Annotated in this window: 16 protein-coding genes and 1 tRNA gene; 9 read left to right on the top strand and 8 right to left on the bottom strand. The window is 51.1% G+C overall.

Annotated features, from left to right (window positions below; all coding sequences use genetic code 11):
• The first annotated feature begins 6 nt into the window (after window positions 1–6).
• Complete coding sequence (locus tag QET93_RS04205; protein WP_280127020.1) at window positions 7–597, top strand: MarC family protein; 591 nt, start codon at window positions 7–9, stop codon at window positions 595–597.
• 85 nt (window positions 598–682) lie between these two features.
• Here the strand turns inward: QET93_RS04205 and QET93_RS04210 are convergent, their stop codons facing one another.
• From QET93_RS04210 to QET93_RS04235, 6 genes are all read right to left on the bottom strand, one after another.
• Window positions 683–970: a hypothetical protein gene (locus QET93_RS04210; RefSeq protein ID WP_280131994.1), complete on the bottom strand. Its 288-nt coding sequence runs from the start codon at window positions 968–970 to the stop codon at window positions 683–685.
• Window positions 971–1,093: 123 nt separating this feature from the next.
• The gene (locus QET93_RS04215) at window positions 1,094–1,414 is read right to left on the bottom strand and encodes a polymer-forming cytoskeletal protein (RefSeq protein ID WP_280127022.1); all 321 of its coding nucleotides are present in this window, start codon (window positions 1,412–1,414) and stop codon (window positions 1,094–1,096) included.
• A gap of 44 nt (window positions 1,415–1,458) precedes the next feature.
• Window positions 1,459–2,025 carry a ribosome recycling factor gene (gene frr, locus QET93_RS04220; protein WP_280127023.1) on the bottom strand — a complete coding sequence of 189 codons (567 nt, stop codon included), beginning with the start codon at window positions 2,023–2,025 and terminating at the stop codon, window positions 1,459–1,461.
• A 27-nt stretch (window positions 2,026–2,052) separates the two neighbouring features.
• A complete protein-coding gene (pyrH, locus tag QET93_RS04225; RefSeq protein WP_280127024.1) occupies window positions 2,053–2,781 on the bottom strand; it encodes a UMP kinase in 729 nt (242 codons plus the stop codon).
• Window positions 2,782–2,887: 106 nt separating this feature from the next.
• The gene (locus QET93_RS04230; protein WP_280131993.1) at window positions 2,888–3,835 is read right to left on the bottom strand and encodes a mechanosensitive ion channel family protein; all 948 of its coding nucleotides are present in this window, start codon (window positions 3,833–3,835) and stop codon (window positions 2,888–2,890) included.
• A gap of 123 nt (window positions 3,836–3,958) precedes the next feature.
• On the bottom strand, window positions 3,959–4,582 hold the full coding sequence (locus QET93_RS04235; protein ID WP_280127026.1) for a peroxiredoxin: 624 nt from the start codon (window positions 4,580–4,582) through the stop codon (window positions 3,959–3,961).
• A gap of 273 nt (window positions 4,583–4,855) precedes the next feature.
• Here QET93_RS04235 and QET93_RS04240 point away from each other — a divergent pair, with 273 nt between their 5' ends.
• The 8 genes from QET93_RS04240 to QET93_RS04275 all read left to right on the top strand — a co-directional run bounded on the left by QET93_RS04240 (window position 4,856) and on the right by QET93_RS04275 (window position 13,805).
• Window positions 4,856–6,580, top strand: a complete 1,725-nt coding sequence (locus tag QET93_RS04240) for a hypothetical protein (RefSeq protein ID WP_280131992.1) — start codon at window positions 4,856–4,858, stop codon at window positions 6,578–6,580.
• Window positions 6,581–6,699: 119 nt separating this feature from the next.
• Window positions 6,700–7,446 carry a 3-oxoacyl-[acyl-carrier-protein] reductase gene (gene fabG, locus QET93_RS04245; RefSeq protein WP_280131991.1) on the top strand — a complete coding sequence of 249 codons (747 nt, stop codon included), beginning with the start codon at window positions 6,700–6,702 and terminating at the stop codon, window positions 7,444–7,446.
• Between the two features lie 99 nt (window positions 7,447–7,545).
• A complete protein-coding gene (locus tag QET93_RS04250) occupies window positions 7,546–8,739 on the top strand; it encodes an SUMF1/EgtB/PvdO family nonheme iron enzyme (protein ID WP_280131990.1) in 1,194 nt (397 codons plus the stop codon).
• Window positions 8,740–8,831: 92 nt separating this feature from the next.
• Window positions 8,832–8,908: transfer RNA gene (locus QET93_RS04255), tRNA-Met, on the top strand.
• Window positions 8,909–9,072: 164 nt separating this feature from the next.
• The gene (locus QET93_RS04260) at window positions 9,073–10,197 is read left to right on the top strand and encodes a hypothetical protein (protein WP_280131989.1); all 1,125 of its coding nucleotides are present in this window, start codon (window positions 9,073–9,075) and stop codon (window positions 10,195–10,197) included.
• Between the two features lie 81 nt (window positions 10,198–10,278).
• Entirely contained in the window at window positions 10,279–11,505 is a 1,227-nt protein-coding gene (locus QET93_RS04265; RefSeq protein ID WP_280131988.1) for a hypothetical protein, read from the top strand.
• An 11-nt stretch (window positions 11,506–11,516) separates the two neighbouring features.
• Complete coding sequence (locus tag QET93_RS04270) at window positions 11,517–12,311, top strand: VWA domain-containing protein (RefSeq protein WP_280131987.1); 795 nt, start codon at window positions 11,517–11,519, stop codon at window positions 12,309–12,311.
• A 429-nt stretch (window positions 12,312–12,740) separates the two neighbouring features.
• Complete coding sequence (locus tag QET93_RS04275) at window positions 12,741–13,805, top strand: virulence RhuM family protein (protein ID WP_280131986.1); 1,065 nt, start codon at window positions 12,741–12,743, stop codon at window positions 13,803–13,805.
• Between the two features lie 133 nt (window positions 13,806–13,938).
• On the opposite strand, the gene QET93_RS04280 is transcribed toward QET93_RS04275, so the two are convergent.
• Both QET93_RS04280 and QET93_RS04285 read right to left on the bottom strand, forming a co-directional pair.
• Window positions 13,939–15,525 carry a serine/threonine-protein kinase gene (locus tag QET93_RS04280; RefSeq protein ID WP_280131985.1) on the bottom strand — a complete coding sequence of 529 codons (1,587 nt, stop codon included), beginning with the start codon at window positions 15,523–15,525 and terminating at the stop codon, window positions 13,939–13,941.
• Window positions 15,526–15,529: 4 nt separating this feature from the next.
• Entirely contained in the window at window positions 15,530–15,886 is a 357-nt protein-coding gene (locus QET93_RS04285) for a hypothetical protein (protein WP_067570283.1), read from the bottom strand.
• Between the last annotated feature and the right edge of the window lie 87 nt (window positions 15,887–15,973).

Here is a 15,973-nt window from a genome sequence, read left to right on the forward strand (position 1 = left end):
GGCGACATGGATTTGATCAAAACGGCTGTACTCCTCTTTATCGTGCTGGATCCACTGGGATTAGTGCCTGTCGTGCACAGCATGATTGCCGGGTATTCGCCCAAGAGAAGGAAGCGAATCCTGGTTCGTGAATCTCTGTTTGCATTGGCGATTCTTCTTCTATTCTTGTTTGCCGGCAATGCTTTGATGCAATTTTTGGAGTTGGAGCAATCCGCCCTGAACATTACGGGAGGGATCCTCCTTTTCATGGTATCCATTGGCATGGTATTTCCCAATAAGTCCGTAACATCTTCTTCTGGAAATGATGAAGTGATCGAACCGTTCATTGTTCCGATTGCCGTGCCTCTGATGGCCGGTCCGTCTGCAATAGCTATTATCCTGCTGCAATCTTCGGCTGCCCAGGATGCCGTGGAGATGTCTTTGCTGGGAGGGGCTGTGTTCCTGGCGTGGCTGGCGGCGGCTGTTGTTCTGTACTTGTCCCAATATCTCATTAAGTTTTTGGGAGACCGTGGGATGGTTGCTCTGGAACGTCTGATGGGAATGATTTTGACGATGATTTCCATTCAGATGTTCTTGAATGGGTTGCATCAAGTGTAAGGTCCCGGTTTTCGTTCCAACGAAACAGCCATTCCGTTATCCGGAATGGCTGTCTTTTTGATTGGCTTTCAAAGATTAGAAAAGTTTATTTCTTTACTTCAAGTCCGATTTTGTTCAAGTGCTTATTGGCAGAGTCAAGACGCTTTTGCTCGCGTTCCTGGCGAGCTTTTTCGGCTTTTTCTTCCTGAGCCTTTTTCTGTTCGGCTCGTTTCTTGGCGGCTTCCTCTTTTTTCTGTTTGAGGCTCTTTTTCAGATCTTCCTTGGATGTAGGAATTTCCTTGCCGTCTTTGTCGACGATTTTAAGGCTTTGAGCTGTTGCAAGACCGGGGGCAAGAAGCATGGCTACAGTGAGCAGGTAGGTAACAATTTTCATGGATGTGGTGATTGTTAAGATGAATCTTATGTTGTGTTTGACTTAGGGATGGGCCTGCATGTTCATAAAAAAGCGGAGGGGAATTTCCCTCCGCTGAAAAGATCAGGGGATTGGAAAAATGGATTAACCGATTTCCGTGCGACCGGAAAGCTGGGCTCCCTCTTCCATGGAGAGAGTCTTGGTGTGGACATCTCCGCGGAGGCGGGACTGGCGCTTGAGTTCGCAACGCTGGGCATTGACCTTGCCTTCGACATTGCCGTAAATGCGGACGTCTCCGGCGGTGATATCGCCTTTGATTTCGGCGGATTCGCCAATGGTTACCGTTCCGCGCTCGGATGAGATTTCGCCTTCGATTTTGCCATCGATGTGCATGTCGTTGGTGAAGCGGATGGTACCGTTGATTTCAATGCCGGCTGCAAGGAAATTGGTGATGGAATCAGTCATGGGAAAATGATTGGTTGACGGTGAGATTGGATGAGAGAAGAGGATCAAACGGTCATGATGTCCTTTTCCTTGGCGGCAAGGATTTCATCAATGGATTTGACGGTTTTATCCGTCAGCTTCTGGACTTTGTCCTCCAAGGTGCGCTGATCATCTTCCGTAATGGTGTTATCGGCTTTGAGCTTCTTGAGGCTGTCCATGCCTTCGCGCCGACTGCCACGGGCGCGAACCCGGGCTTCTTCCGCTACGCTTTTGGCGTATTTGACAAGGTCTTTGCGGCGTTCTTCGGAAAGTGCCGGGATGGGTACGCGCACGGAGCGGGCATCGATGACGGGATTGAGGTTCAGGCGGCTTTCGTTGATAGCGCGTTGAATGTCATTGAGCGTGCCCGGGTCGAACGGCTGGATGAGAATGCTGCGGGCATCGGGAGTGCTGATGACGGCCATGCTTTTAAGCTTCATGCTGGAACCGTAGCTGGCGACCATGACGTCCAGGTTTTCTACCAGTGAGGGAGAAGCTTTGCCGGTACGGATGCCTGCGAATTCACCGTGGAGGTATTCGATGGCTTTTTGCATGCCGGCTTCGACATTGGAAAGTACTGTGTTAGCGTCCATGATTAAAGTAAGGTATGGGTTGGTGGGTTAGGAAATGACTGTGCCAATGGGTTCTCCCATGAGAGCCCGGGTAATGTTGCCTTCCGTGTGCATATCGAAGACGATGATCGGTTTCTTGTTGTCCATGCAGAGAGTGAAAGCAGTGGAGTCCATGACTTTCAATTGGCGGGAAATACATTCCTGATAGGCGATTGTATCAAAACGTTTGGCATTATCCACCTTTTTCGGGTCGGCATCATAGACACCGTCGACGGAAGTGGCTTTCATAACGACTTCAGCGTTGATTTCGCTGGCGCGCAGAGCTGCCGTCGTATCCGTAGAGAAAAACGGATTGCCGGTACCGGCGGCAAAGATCACGATTTTACCTTGGGAGAGGTCTTCCTTGGCCTTGAGGCGGATGAACGGTTCGGCCACATTCTTCATTTCGATGGCGGACTGGACAATGCAGGGAACGCCGCAACGCTGGATGGCACTTTGCAAAGCCAAGGCGTTCATGACCGTAGCAAGCATGCCCACATAGTCTGCCGTGGCGCGTTCCATGCCGCGGACGCTGGCTTTGGCCCCTCGCCAGAAATTGCCGCCTCCAACGACGAGCCCGAGTTCAATGCCGGAAGCCTGGTGGGCATCGGCGATTTCCTGGGCGATGCGGGCAACGATTTCCGGGGAAATATTATCCATGCTGCCTGGGCTGCGTAGGGCTTCTCCGCTCAGTTTGAGCAGGATCCTTTTGAAGGGAGGATGGTGGGCGTCTGTCATCAGTGTACTGCTTACGGCTCCAGCTTGAAATTTTGCGGAGCAAATGAAAAGCTAAAAGAACGCTGATGTGGCGATTTCGTTCGATTTTCGGACAGAGGACTCTCTTTTAATCACGGGAAGCCGCTTCGGAGGAGACTAGCGTAACGGGAATGGAGTTGTTGCGGGCGTCGATGCTGATGATCGGGAAGGGGATGGAAATGCCTTCCTTGTCGAACTCTTTTTTGATTTGTTTGGCCAGATCCATGCGGAGCTGAGCGTAGTTGTCCCGCTCGCACCAGGCGCCGACGGTGAAGGCGATGCCGGAATCCTGAAATCCGGAAAACAGGATACTTGGTTGCGGGGTATTCAGGCAGAGGGGTTGATCGGCAAGGATCTTGTTGAGCAGGGCGAGGACTTTATCCAGGTCGCTGCTGTAATCGACGGAGAAATCGATGTCGCATCGCCGGGTTTCGAAGCGGGTGATGTTGCTGACCGGGTTTTTAATGATCATTTCATTGGGAACCCGTACCATGGTGTTGTCCGGCAGGCGTATTTGGACGGACATGAGGTTAATGGCATCCACTGTACCGCGGATGCCGATGATTTCTACGATGTCGCCGAGGTTGATTTGTCGCTCGCCGACGAGGAAAAGTCCGCTGATGATGTTGGATAGCGAAGTTTGTGACGCAAAGCCGACGGCTACGCCGATAATGCTTGCGGCACCGAGCAGAGTCACAATATCAAATCCCAGCAGGGCGAACGCTTCGACGATGATGAGGATGAATCCTCCGTGACGGATGATTTTGAGGAGCAAGGCCGAGGCCTGCGGTGACATGTGCCTTCGGAACAGTGGGGCAAGAACCTTGCAGAGGATGATTAATGCTACTGAGGCGACAATCAGCCAGATAGCTGCATGAGCCAGGTTGCTCACGAGGGAGTCTACTTCCTTGGCTTTCATCCAATCCGGCATGTTCATGAAATTTTCAATGTCCTTGACGGGATCGACGGGTTTAGTGGGAGGTGGCTCCGGCGTTTCGGCGGCTGCGGCGAATGAAAGGGGGGATGGAGTTGGCATTGTTAATTGACTTTATGTAAAAAATAACCTGGATCGATCAATATGAAAAGGCGGAATCCTTGTGGATTCCGCCTCGAAGCATGAACCGTTTCCCATGGCGGGAACCGGATTCCAGTCAGGATGTTATTCGCTGAGATAGGAAGCGACACCTTCGTGGGAGGGTGTCATGGCACGTTGACCTTCATGCCAGCCGAGAGGGCAGACTTCACCGTATTGCTCGAAGTGTTTGAGAGCATCGACCATACGGAGGGTTTCTTCAATGGAACGTCCAAGGGGCATGTCGTTGATCAACTGGTGGCGGACGATGCCTTGCTTGTCGATCAGGAAAAGGCCGCGGTAGGCGACCATTTCACCTTCCACGTCTACGTTGCCTTCTTCGTCGATGAGCTGTTCCCCGGCGAGAACGTCGTAGTTGCCGGCAATCGTTTTGTTGATGTCGGAGACGATCGGGTATGTGACGCCTTGGATACCGCCTTGGCTGGTCGGGGTGTTAACCCAGGCCCAGTGGGAGAATTCACTGTCCGTCGAACAACCGATGACAGCAACGTCGCGTTTTTCAAATTCAGCCAGTGCATTCTGGAAACCGAGGAGTTCGGTCGGGCAGACGAAGGTGAAATCCTTCGGATAAAAGAACAGGACAACGTATTTCTTACCCTTGTACTGGGACAGGGAGAAGTTTTCGACGATCGTTCCGTTGACGACTGCGTTGGCACTGAAATCAGGGGCTTGTTTTCCTACGAGGAGCATATTTTTTATGGGTTGGTTGAATGTGTATTGGAATAATTCCAATTTTTATCTTTCAGTCAAGATTTTTAATTAGGGCTGCCTAAAACATGACATTGTTGACGGATTGGACTTCTCGACGGATGAGGTTGTTCAAAAAGTCCGGAGGACGTACACTCTTTCGGAAGTTTTCTCTGTTTTTACAGGGTGCGTCGGCATTTCAATACCCGTACCGGATGCTTTGTCTTGTTCCTTTTCTCTTGAACAAGTTAACGATTTTATCACATTGTATTGCCCATGTCCAAGCGGAAACAGGAGCAATGGTCCAGCAAACTGGGCGTGATTTTTGCCGTTGCCGGAAGTGCTGTCGGGTTGGGAAACTTTCTTCGTTTTCCGGGGCTTGCCGCTCAGTACGGAGGAGGAGCGTTCATGGTCGCGTATGTGATTTCTCTGATTTTGCTTGGGGTGCCGGTGGGATGGGCGGAATGGTCTCTCGGCCGCCGCGGAGGACTGATGGGAAGTAATTGCGGTCCCGGCATTCTGTGGAAGCTGACCCAGGGGTCGAGTCTGTGGAAATTTCTGGGAGTCATTACCATTCTGGGACCTACGGCCGTAGCTTTCTACTATATTCCGATTGAGGCATGGTGCTTTGGCTATATGTGCAAACTGCTTGACGGAACGGAGGCTTTTTCAACGATCGGCGAGACGAGACAGGTATTTGGCGATTTCGTCGGAATTGCTGGCGACGGGGCGGCACTGACGGGAGGAAGCCTGCTTGTCATCGCCTTGCTGGTAAGTGTTGTTTTGAATCTCGGCATTGTGTATCGCGGGATTTCCAAGGGGGTGGAAATGTTCTGCCGATGGTCGGTGCCTATACTGCTCGTTATTTCCCTGATTCTGCTTGCGAGAGTGTTGACGATCGGGACTCCCGATCCAGCCTATCCGGACAGGAATGTCGAAGAAGGCCTGGGATATATGTGGAACCCTAACAAGACTCTGCTGGAGGAACGTGTGGAAACGGACGGTGTCGAGTCCTGGAAGGTTGTTTCCATGGCTCCGGTGACTAATCCACAGGCCATGAAACAATTGCATGAAAAAGTAAGTGCTTCGGAAGGAAGCCTGCGATTGACGGAAATGACCGTGTGGGAGGGCTTGAAGAATGTGGAATTGTGGATTGCCGCAGCCGGGCAGGTGTTCTTGAGTCTGTCGGTAGGCACAGGGTTGATATTGACATATTCCAGCTACTTGAAGAGGAAAGATGATATTGCTCTGAGTTCTCTGACCGCAGTGGCTTCCAATGAGGTCTGCGAGGTTACGATTGCCGGTATGATGACCATTCCGGCGGCAGTCGCATTTTTCGGAGTAGCCGGTGCGGCCGGGCAGGGGACGTTTGCCTTGGGTTTCATGACTCTGCCTCAGGTATTTGCCAAGATGCATATGGGAGGGGTCTTCGGCGTATTGTTCTTCATGCTGTTGTTTATGGCGGCGGTGACGAGTTCCATTTCCATGATGCAGGTGGGGTTGGCTTATTTTGAGGAATTCATGGGATTGAGCCGGAAAATGGCTGTTGTCGTGTTGGGCTTTTTCACCTGTTGCGGAGCAGGTGTCGTGACGTGGTTCAGTCGTGATCTTCTGGCATTGGATACATGCGATTTCTGGATCGGGACGATGTGTTTCTTTCTCAGTGCGATGGTGGTGATGATCCTGTTTGCCTGGAAGATGAATATCAAACGGGGTTTTGCAGACTTGAATAGCTACTCCCAGATACGGATTCCTCGCTTCTATATGTGGATCATGAAGTATGTGACTCCTACTATGCTGGTTACTCTCTTTGTTGGGTGGCTGGTACAAAATATATGGGTGAAGAGGGCTCCTGCTCTGGAGGCATTGCTGCAGGGAGAAAAAGGCGCCGTTGTTCCAGTCGTTTTCCTGCTGTGTTATCTGGCATTTCTGTTGTGCGTGACGGCTGCTTCTTCTCGTCATAAGAAGTGGGTTTCCATGAAGGATCCGGATGAGATGTGACTTTGTGCATGCTGGCTTTCCGTGAAGAGAGGCGGACAGGGGAGGAATTGTGAGGGGATGCGCCATGCTTGTCTCTTTCGGCTTGCCCGTGGCGATGAAAATGGCTTTATTATCAGGCTATGCAGAAACTTGCAGGAAAAATAGCCGTTGTTACGGGTGCTGGCCGGGGAATCGGCAACGCCATTGCCCGCCGCCTCGCCTCCGAAGGAGCCAAAGTCGTCCTGATCAGCAGAAGTCCCTCCAGTTGCGGAGGAGCCGCCAACGAAATCAATAAGGAATTTCCCGGCTCCTGCAAGGCCTTCCCTTGTGATGTTTCCGATTACAATGCCGTCCAGGAAACAGCCTCCGCTATCCTCAAGGAGTTCCCACAGATCGACATTCTCGTCAACAATGCGGGAATTACGCGTGATACACTGATGCTCCGTATGAAAGAAGAGGACTGGGACCAGGTGATGGATACCAACTTGAAAAGTGCCTTCAATCTTGTCAAAGCCTTCCAGCGCATTTTGATGAAGTCTTCTGCCGGCCGCATTATCAATATGAGCTCTGTCATTGGTCTCGTCGGTAACGTAGGACAGGCCAACTATGCCGCCTCCAAGGCAGGATTGCTCGGATTTACCAAATCCATCGCTCAGGAATTTGCTCCGCGCAAGGTGACGTGCAATGTCATTGCTCCTGGATTCATTTCCACGGAAATGTCCAATGCCATTCCGGAGAATCTCAAGGAGGAAATTCTCAAGAAAATCCCCCTCAGGGAACAGGGATCGGTCGAAGACATTGCGGCTCTTACTGCCTTTTTGGCTTCTGACGATGCCCGTTACATTACGGGACAGGTCATTGCCTGCGATGGCGGGATGACCATGTAATCCCACTTTCGGGAAACGGATACGGAGCCTTCCTTGTTCCTCATGCAACTCCCGGTCCGATCTTTATATCCTCTGATTCTAGGGCTTGCAGGAATTCATATGTTGTTGTCCTGCAAGCCCGGTTCCGGCGTTTCCGAAATGACGGATGACGCCCGGAGGATTATGGACTCCCAGAACTGGGGAGAGGAGGAAGCGGCTCGCCAGGAGGCGGAAAGTCGAAGGAATGCTCCTGCCGAGATTGCCGTACCTGCCGGACTGCCGTCTCCGGAATTGTTGCCGACAACACGTGCCATCTATGCCCGATTGCAAGAAAATGCCTCAGATCATCTGGAAACGGGAGGCCAGGGTCAGGAGAGCCGGATGCAACCGTATTCGGAAGTGGTGCCTGCGGCGGATGGTTCTTCTCTCTCCATGGTGCCCGTTCCTGCTGGCTCTTTCCTCATGGGGAGCCCCGATGATGAACCTCTCCGCAAAGCGGATGAAGGACCTTTGCGGCGTGTCCATCTTGATGGATTCTGGATGTCCTCCATTGAAATCCCCTGGGAAATTTATACCGCATTCATGGAGAATGGGCGTCCTCGCTCCAAGGCTGGCGTTTTGTTGGAAGAACGTCCGGATGATGAACTTTGGGATGCCGTCACCCAGCCGACTGCTCCCTACACCGCAATGAACCTGGGTATGGGGCATGGGTATGAAAAGGGAATGCCTGCCATTGCTATGTCGCATTATGCTGCTTCCAAGTTTTGCGAATGGCTCAGCGCGCAGACGGGACACTATTATCGTCTGCCGACGGAAGCAGAGTGGGAATATGCCTGCCGTGCCGGTTCCTCGGGAGCCTATTGCTACGGTAATGGCGAGGATAAACTGGATGACTATGCCTGGTATTGGAACAATGCCGATGACCGTTATCAGAAAGTTGCTTCCAAAAAGCCCAATGCCTGGGGTTTGTATGACATGCACGGCAATGTGGCGGAGTGGACGCTGGATACCTACCTTCCCGATCGTCCGCGTGCCCGTGACGGAGAGACCCTTCGCAATCCCTTGGTGATGGTTCCGGGACAACAAGGGCATGTCGTCAAAGGCGGTTCCTGGGATGATGACCCCGATCAACTTCGGAGCGCGGCCCGCGTTAAAAGCCGTCCTGAGTGGAACATGCAGGATCCGCAAAATCCTAAAAGCCTTTGGTATCTTACTGACGGAGGGATGATCGGATTCAGGATTGTTCGCCCTGTGACTTTGCCTGATGCCATCACCGTTCACCGGTACTGGAACTCTTCCAAAGGGATACCGTAAGAAAAATTCAAATAATATCTATTTCTTCTTGACGCAGGGCAAGATCGGCGTATAAAAGCCCTGCGCTCCTTAATTGGAGATGGCTACTAAATCGCGGGATGGAGCAGCCAGGTAGCTCGTCAGGCTCATAACCTGAAGGTCGCAGGTTCAAATCCTGCTCCCGTAACCATTTGAAAGCCCTGCAAGTCAAAAGCTTGCAGGGCTTTTTCGTGTTTAAACTAGCTTGCTTGAAACAAGCCGAAAATGGTGTAAAATGTACCTGAAATGGCCGATTTAGCACCTGAAAACGTAAGTCAAAAGTAAGTCATTTCTGCACCGGAAACCTCTTCAGCCATGTCTTCTAATCCTGATATATCCTATTGTTTGCCTCCCGACGGTAAATACGATCGAGAAGGAGGAATGATCATTCATATGATGTCCGATAAGGACAGGGATTCAGGGCTACCTCCTGAGGATGGATATTTCAGAATTGAATGTACAGCGGGAGAGCACAGGATTGTCTGTATTCCAAAACTGATCATGCGGCTGAATTCTGTAATGAAAACAGTTATAGAAAGTAAGAAAAAGAAGAAAAAGAAAAAGAAAGAAGAGGATGAGATACTTTCCTTCTTAGCGCATGAGGGAAGGTGTTTATTGACCGCTTCTCACAGTAATCAGCTCAAAGAACAACTCAAGAAAGAATATAAGCTTGTAGACGAGGTGGATAACTTACTTAATCGAGAAGAATCCGAGGAAATTCAGGATTGTATGCGGTCAATAGGCCAAGGGGATAATCCAGAGCTTCTACAAGCTGATATAGATCGACTAAGATCTGAAGAAGAGGATAAATATTTAGAGGATATAGACATTGATTCAGAAGAAGCCTGCTTTATAAAGTCGCTTCTCAAAAATCGTAACTGTGCCCGAGAATGGGCAGAAGCATCACGGCGAGAGATATCTATTGAAGAAGCTATGCTGAACGAGACATTGAAAAAAAGCGGAGAGATATTTCTTCGAGCTATTCAAGAGAAGAAGGCTTTAGTCTTTAAAGCAGGCAACTGGATTGTGGAGAACGATCTTGGGAAGTACTTTTTTCATCATGAATATGTCTGGTCTCCGGAATTACAAACTCAGCTGGAAGATGATGATCAGTTCAAAAAAGGATATCCAATTCTTGTCGAACTATGTAGAAGATGCCACGGAAAAGGTCTATCCTATACAAATTTGGAACAAACTGTTTCATTAAAAGATTGCCGGGAAATAGCACGGGAAGCAGAGAATGACTTTTTCGAAGAATTACAAACCCAAGGATTCAAACGTTATTTAGAACGGCTAGGGTTTTATTGGATTTTTTCCAACTATGGAAATGAGCGGGGAAGACCTAAAACAAATAAGTTCGTAGAACAAAAGCCGTTGAGCAAGCGTGAAGCAAATCGCCGATCAACTGATCCTGCTAGCAAAAGGGACAGAAGGAAATGAAGCCTTGAGGAAAGAGATGAAATATACTTAGTTTGAACGTCATCTATATGTGACGGCTTCATTATCTGCCGTCATGTTCTCATGACTCCACGATACACACTCCACCATCAGGTAAGGCGACTGGATGGAACACTCTGCGGCAATGACAGGAAGTATTCGACCGGGGACATTCTGTTCTCAGACAGAAGGAAGCGAATCGTTCTGGGAGAATCTATTGCGGAAGGCGGCGAAGGTTCCGTCTTTGCTGCCCATGCAGCATCGGCATCGCCACTCGTTGCCAAACTCTATCATCCGAACCAACGGACACGTTGGCGCGAGCAGAAGCTTCAGCGGATGTGTTCCCGCCCGATACGGTCTCCGTGCGTCGCATGGCCGCGTGAGATTTTGTACGACGAGCTGCGGCGTTTTGTCGGCGTACTGATGCCCCGGGAGGACGGTGTTCCGCTCGGGGCTTTTGCGTTTCATGCAGAGCTGCTGAAGAAGCAGTTCCCTTCATGGAACCGTTACGATCTGACCAGGCTATGTCTGAACTTGTCGGAATCAGTCCATACGCTGCACCGTTACGGTATCGTTCTGGGCGATCTGCATCCCGGTAATGTGATGGTTTCTCCCGATGGCACCGTCTGTTGGGTTGATGCCGACAGTTTCCAGATCGAAGATTATCCCTGTTCGGTTGGCACAGAACGGTTCCGAGCACCGGAGCTTCGCGATAATTACGGAAACTTCCTCCGTACCCGGAGCCACGATACCTACGCCCTGTCCGTCCTGCTATCCATGACATTGACTTTCGGCCTGTCTCCCTTTGCCCGGCAAGGTAGTGGAGAAGACATGCAGGAAGCCGTCAGGAAGGGAGTACTGCCGTATCCGTTTGCTTCGTACAAACCGCCGCCGGGAATTTACCCGCCCGATACGCCCGGACGCTATGTCTGGTCGTATCTCCTCCGCAAGCTCCGCGATGCCCTCGGTCATAACCTCACCTGTGTCCAGCGTCGCGATTTGCGTCCACGCGCCATGCCGGGGTATCTGGCGCGTTGTTTGCAGCAATACCTCAGGGATATGGAGCCGGGAGGCAGAAGGGATCATCCCATGTACCGGGATCTTCTGCATGACCGGCCCTGTCCGCCCCACAGTCTGTTGGCGCAGATGACACCGAACATCTGCACGGACTGCGGTATTCTGTTCCGGGAAGCTCCTGACGACATCGCACGGCGTTTACGGCAATCTCATGCCCGTCCCCTGTGCAGGCTCTGCATCAGACGTCGCAGTGCGTTGAATCAGGCATTCCTGAATACAACCATCAACCATTAATTTGAATAACCATGTCTATATCATCATCGACACAACCAAACAAACAGGAACAGCTCGCCGCCATGCGCGAGTTCAGCAACAACACCAACGCCCGGCTTCCCGTTCTCTTCCTGCTGGATGCCAGCAGCAGTATGAACGGCATTGTCCGGGGCGACAACCAACACATCCTCCGCCAGGAGCATTCTGACGGGATCAACTGGAATATCGTCACGGGAGACAATATCGTCACCCGGATGGACGAACTCAATACCGGGTTCCAGCGGTTCGTCAGCGATATCCTCGCCGATCCTCTGGCGAAGCTGGCCGCCGATGTAGCGGTGATCACATTCGCCCGGACAACGACGACGGTGAAAGAATTCGGTCCGATCCGGGAATCAGACACAGGCCTGAAGATCTCCACGTCACAGGAGAATGAAACGCTCCTGGGCGAAGCTGTCGAGCTGGCTCTGACTGAACTCGATAGGCGCAAACGTACCTACCGGAAACACGGAGTGGAATACTACCAACCGTGGCTCGTCGTGATGACAGACGGAGTACCGACCAGCGCCCGGCACCGGGAGCTGGAGGAACGATTGAAGGAACTGACGGCTGCCCGCAAGCTCAGCGTGTTCGTCTTCGGTATCGGCCGCGCTGATCTGTCGGAGCTTTCCTGCATCAGCCCGGGGCGTCCTCCCATGCAGGTCAATGATCAGAAGTTCCCGGAACTGTTCGCATGGCTGAGCCGTAGCGTCCATATGGTCAGCATGTCCATGCCGGGCGACGGGGTATCGTTGACTCCTCCCCCCGAAGATGTGTGGCAGGTATAGAGTAGGTAAAATCAGAAAGTCTCTCTCATGAGGGGCTTTCTTTTAGTTACGGCAGAATCGTCTGAAAATCAATTGTCGCAAAATTTGCGACAGTTCAAAACTTCCACATTGGGCATAGTTGTAAATCTTGTCCCTTTCTTTTCGTTACGATCTCATCATCTCCCGTATGCTTCTTGTTTCTATGGTTATGATTAACCTAAAATAGCCAGGCTTCTTATTTTAAGTTTAGGTGTTTTCCTAAAATAACGGTTGGAGTTATTTCAAGAAATGTTCCCATGGGAGCGATGCCTTTTGATGAGAGTCGTCAGATGATACGAGCTTTGGGCTTTGCATACATGCCGGTTTTGCTATGCTCCATTGGGCTTGTTGTTCCAGAATGACTGCCATTATTCGGCTTACAACATGGATTGATCGAAAAGAAGACAAGGTATGACCCATCTGCCGACAGAAGATGAAACCCCGGTTCCCGGAGAGTTGTTATTGTATACTTCTCCGGATGGCAACATCCGTCTGGATCTTCGCATCCATGATGAGACCTTGTGGATGACCCAGCAGATGATGGCCGAACTGTTTCAGACAAGTAAACAGAACATCGGACAACATATTGCGAATATCCTGCAAGAAGGTGAGCTTCAAGAGGAGGGAACTGTAAAGAAATTCTTTACAGTTCGATTGGAGGGAGAACGACAGGTGAAACGTTCTGTTATCTTCTACAACCTCGATATGATCATTTCCGTCGGTTACCGGGTGAATAGCATACGGGGCACTCAATTTCGCATATGGGCGACCCAGCGCCTGAAGGAATACATGATCAAGGGGTTTGCCATTGATGACGAACGCTTGAAGAACCCGCCGATTCCCGGAACGACACCACTGCCGGACTACTTTGATGAATTGCTCGAGCGTATTCGGGACATTCGTGCCAGCGAACGGCGCATGTACCTGCGCATCAAGGACGTTTTTGCCATGGCGGCTGACTATATGCCGTACGGAAAGGAAACGACGGAGTTTTTCAGCTCGATTCAGAACAAACTGCACTATGCCATTACCGGACACAGTGCTGCGGAATTGATGATGATTCGGGCAGACGCATCAGTGCCCAACATGGGGTTGACCAGCTGGGCTGGAGACCGAATCCATGCCAGTGATGTTACGGTCGCAAAGAACTACCTTAACGAGGAAGAAATCAGCGATTTCAATCGTTTGACTTCCCTGTGCCTGGACTTTGTCGAGGATCAGGCAAAGAACCGCCGTGAGATATTCCTGCATGAGTGGGAAGACAAGCTTAACGAACTGCTTCGTCTCATGGGAAGGCGTGTACTGAAAGGCAAGGGGCAGCGGTCAAAGAAGCAGGCCCAGGCGCATGTCCGGGGACAATACCGGCTTTATGAGGAGCGCCGCAGGCTGGAGGCTGAACATCAGGCGGAACAGGACTATGTGAAAGAACTGGAGCAGGATATCAAAAAGCTGGAGAACAGGAAGGGTCGCAAATAATTTTCACTTCCAGGCCGTTAAACGCTTCGGTATATGGTGATGTATTTTCTTTGAAGAAAGCAGCAGTATTCTATCCCCCCGCACTTTTTGATTTTCTGACACCCATTATTGATGATGGGTTGTTGACACATCGTCATTCTTGAGAAACGGGTAATTTCTGTGCCCGTTTCTGGGCCATGTTCATCAGGAAGCTCATTTGATCCGTGGAGTCCTTACTGATAACATCATTCAATTTCCAGAAAAATTCTGCGAGTTGAGCATCATTGCATTCTTTCTGAATTCTGTCTTCCATGGCAGGAAGCAATAGTTCCTCCTCCCTGGTTTCAGCCGGATAGGTGGCAATGACATCATCAGTGATATTTGACAGGGGCAGTCGGACTTCGTTGAGATACCCCTTATTCAGTTCATCACAGGTTGCCCCCCATTTTTTCATCAATGCATCATATCTCTTCCCGATGATATCGAGGTAATCCATGGCGTCATTGTAGGTCGCAAGGGACAGAATCTCCTTTTCCAGCTCCTGTTTCAGTTCATCCATCTCCTTGAGGCATTGGCGTTGCGCTGTCTCGGCCTTCCGTTCGTATTCCTTAACTTTGCCAAGGTAGTCTTCCAGTTTGTAGTAGGCTCGGATTTTTTTGTACAGAGCATCCTTGAATTCCTGAGATGGCCTGGCTGCCCATTGTTCGGACGGATGGGATGCAGAAGAAGGAACGTCAGTCCGGGACGACTGTTGCCATAGCCATACGCCGGCAAGTACAAGAATGATGACGGCAACAGTGACTGCGGAGGAAACGGTTTTTCTGGTAGCTCCCGTTTTCCGTAGCCCCCTGGGTTTTCCCTGATCCAGCCATTCCTTCCACTGTCCCGCTGTCTGGCAACGCTCTTCAGGCTTGAGCCGCAGATTCCGGTCAATAGATGCCAGTAATTCCCGAGGCCATGGTTGGGAAAATGTCATGCCTGAGAGTGGGACGACATCATCCTGCATCAACCGCCTGTCAGCCGGTTCAGCGGGTGTTCCGGTAATCAGCTCGTACCAGGTTGCGGCCAATGCATAAAAGTCCGTCCATGAACCGATTTTGCCTTTTCCAGTGATTTGTTCCGGGGAGGCGTAGGCGTACGAGAATTCTCCCTGAGTGATCGTACAGGTCACTTCCGGCTTGTTGAGCGCCGCCCCGAAGTCGATCAGAACCGGTAATCCCCGTTCGTCAAAAAGGATGTTGCCGGGCTTGATGTCGCGATGAGAAATCCCCTTGCCATGGAGATAGTCCAGCCCATCCAGAAGGAGCAGGAGCCACTCGACGGTTTGTTCCGTGGTCATCGTACTGTTCCCGTTGGCTACTTCGTCCATGCGTTCCCGCAGCGAACCGCCTTCCAACCACGGCATCACATAGAAGATGCTTCCATGGGACTCGAAGACGTCGTAGACCCGGACGATACGTTCATGGTTCAGGAAAGCCAGCGTCTGCGCCTCCTTGCGGAGAGTATCCATCGCGGCCCGGTACACCTGCTGTGATGCGTGCGGAAGGGGGATAATGGCGCTGGTATCCGGATCGCGGCTACATAGCCCCAACGGAAAACATTCCTTGAGAACGATGTTGCGCCTGAGCTGGCTGTCCCAGGCAATGTAGGTGATGCCGAAACCTCCCTGTCCCAGTACCTTGAGCAACTTGTAATTGCCCAGCAGAGTTCCCGGAGGCAATGCGAAGCCGGAGGCGTCCATACAATCAGGCAAGCGGGGGATTGCCGAGCCTCGGCACTTCGTCGGCCAGGAACTCCTTCAGGGTCTTACCCTGGGAGAAGGCTTTTTTCTCAAGAACCTTGCGAGTATCCGGATCGAGCTTCAGGGTAATCAACGTCTCTTCTTCCACCTGCACCCGGCTCGGGAGAGTCATCGGGAGCTGTTTGATGAGTTCCCGGATGATGTGTTCCTTGGCGGCGGGAATGGGCTTTTTCGCCATCCAGTTGCGGACGGTCGCTTCCGTCACGAAACATCGTTCGGCGAGCCATGCGTAGTCAAAGTTGTTGGCTTTGAGCCACAGCTTGACGTTCATTTTCAGCTCATCCTGGTTCACTCCTGCCATGTTTCGGAATGTAGCACTATCGCTCAGGAATGGCAATACGGTTATACAGCATCCCTATTTTTGAGATTAAACTGAGATTTTCATGTT

The sequence above is a fragment of the Akkermansia sp. N21116 genome (assembly GCF_029854705.2).
Classification (GTDB): Bacteria; Verrucomicrobiota; Verrucomicrobiia; order Verrucomicrobiales; family Akkermansiaceae; genus Akkermansia.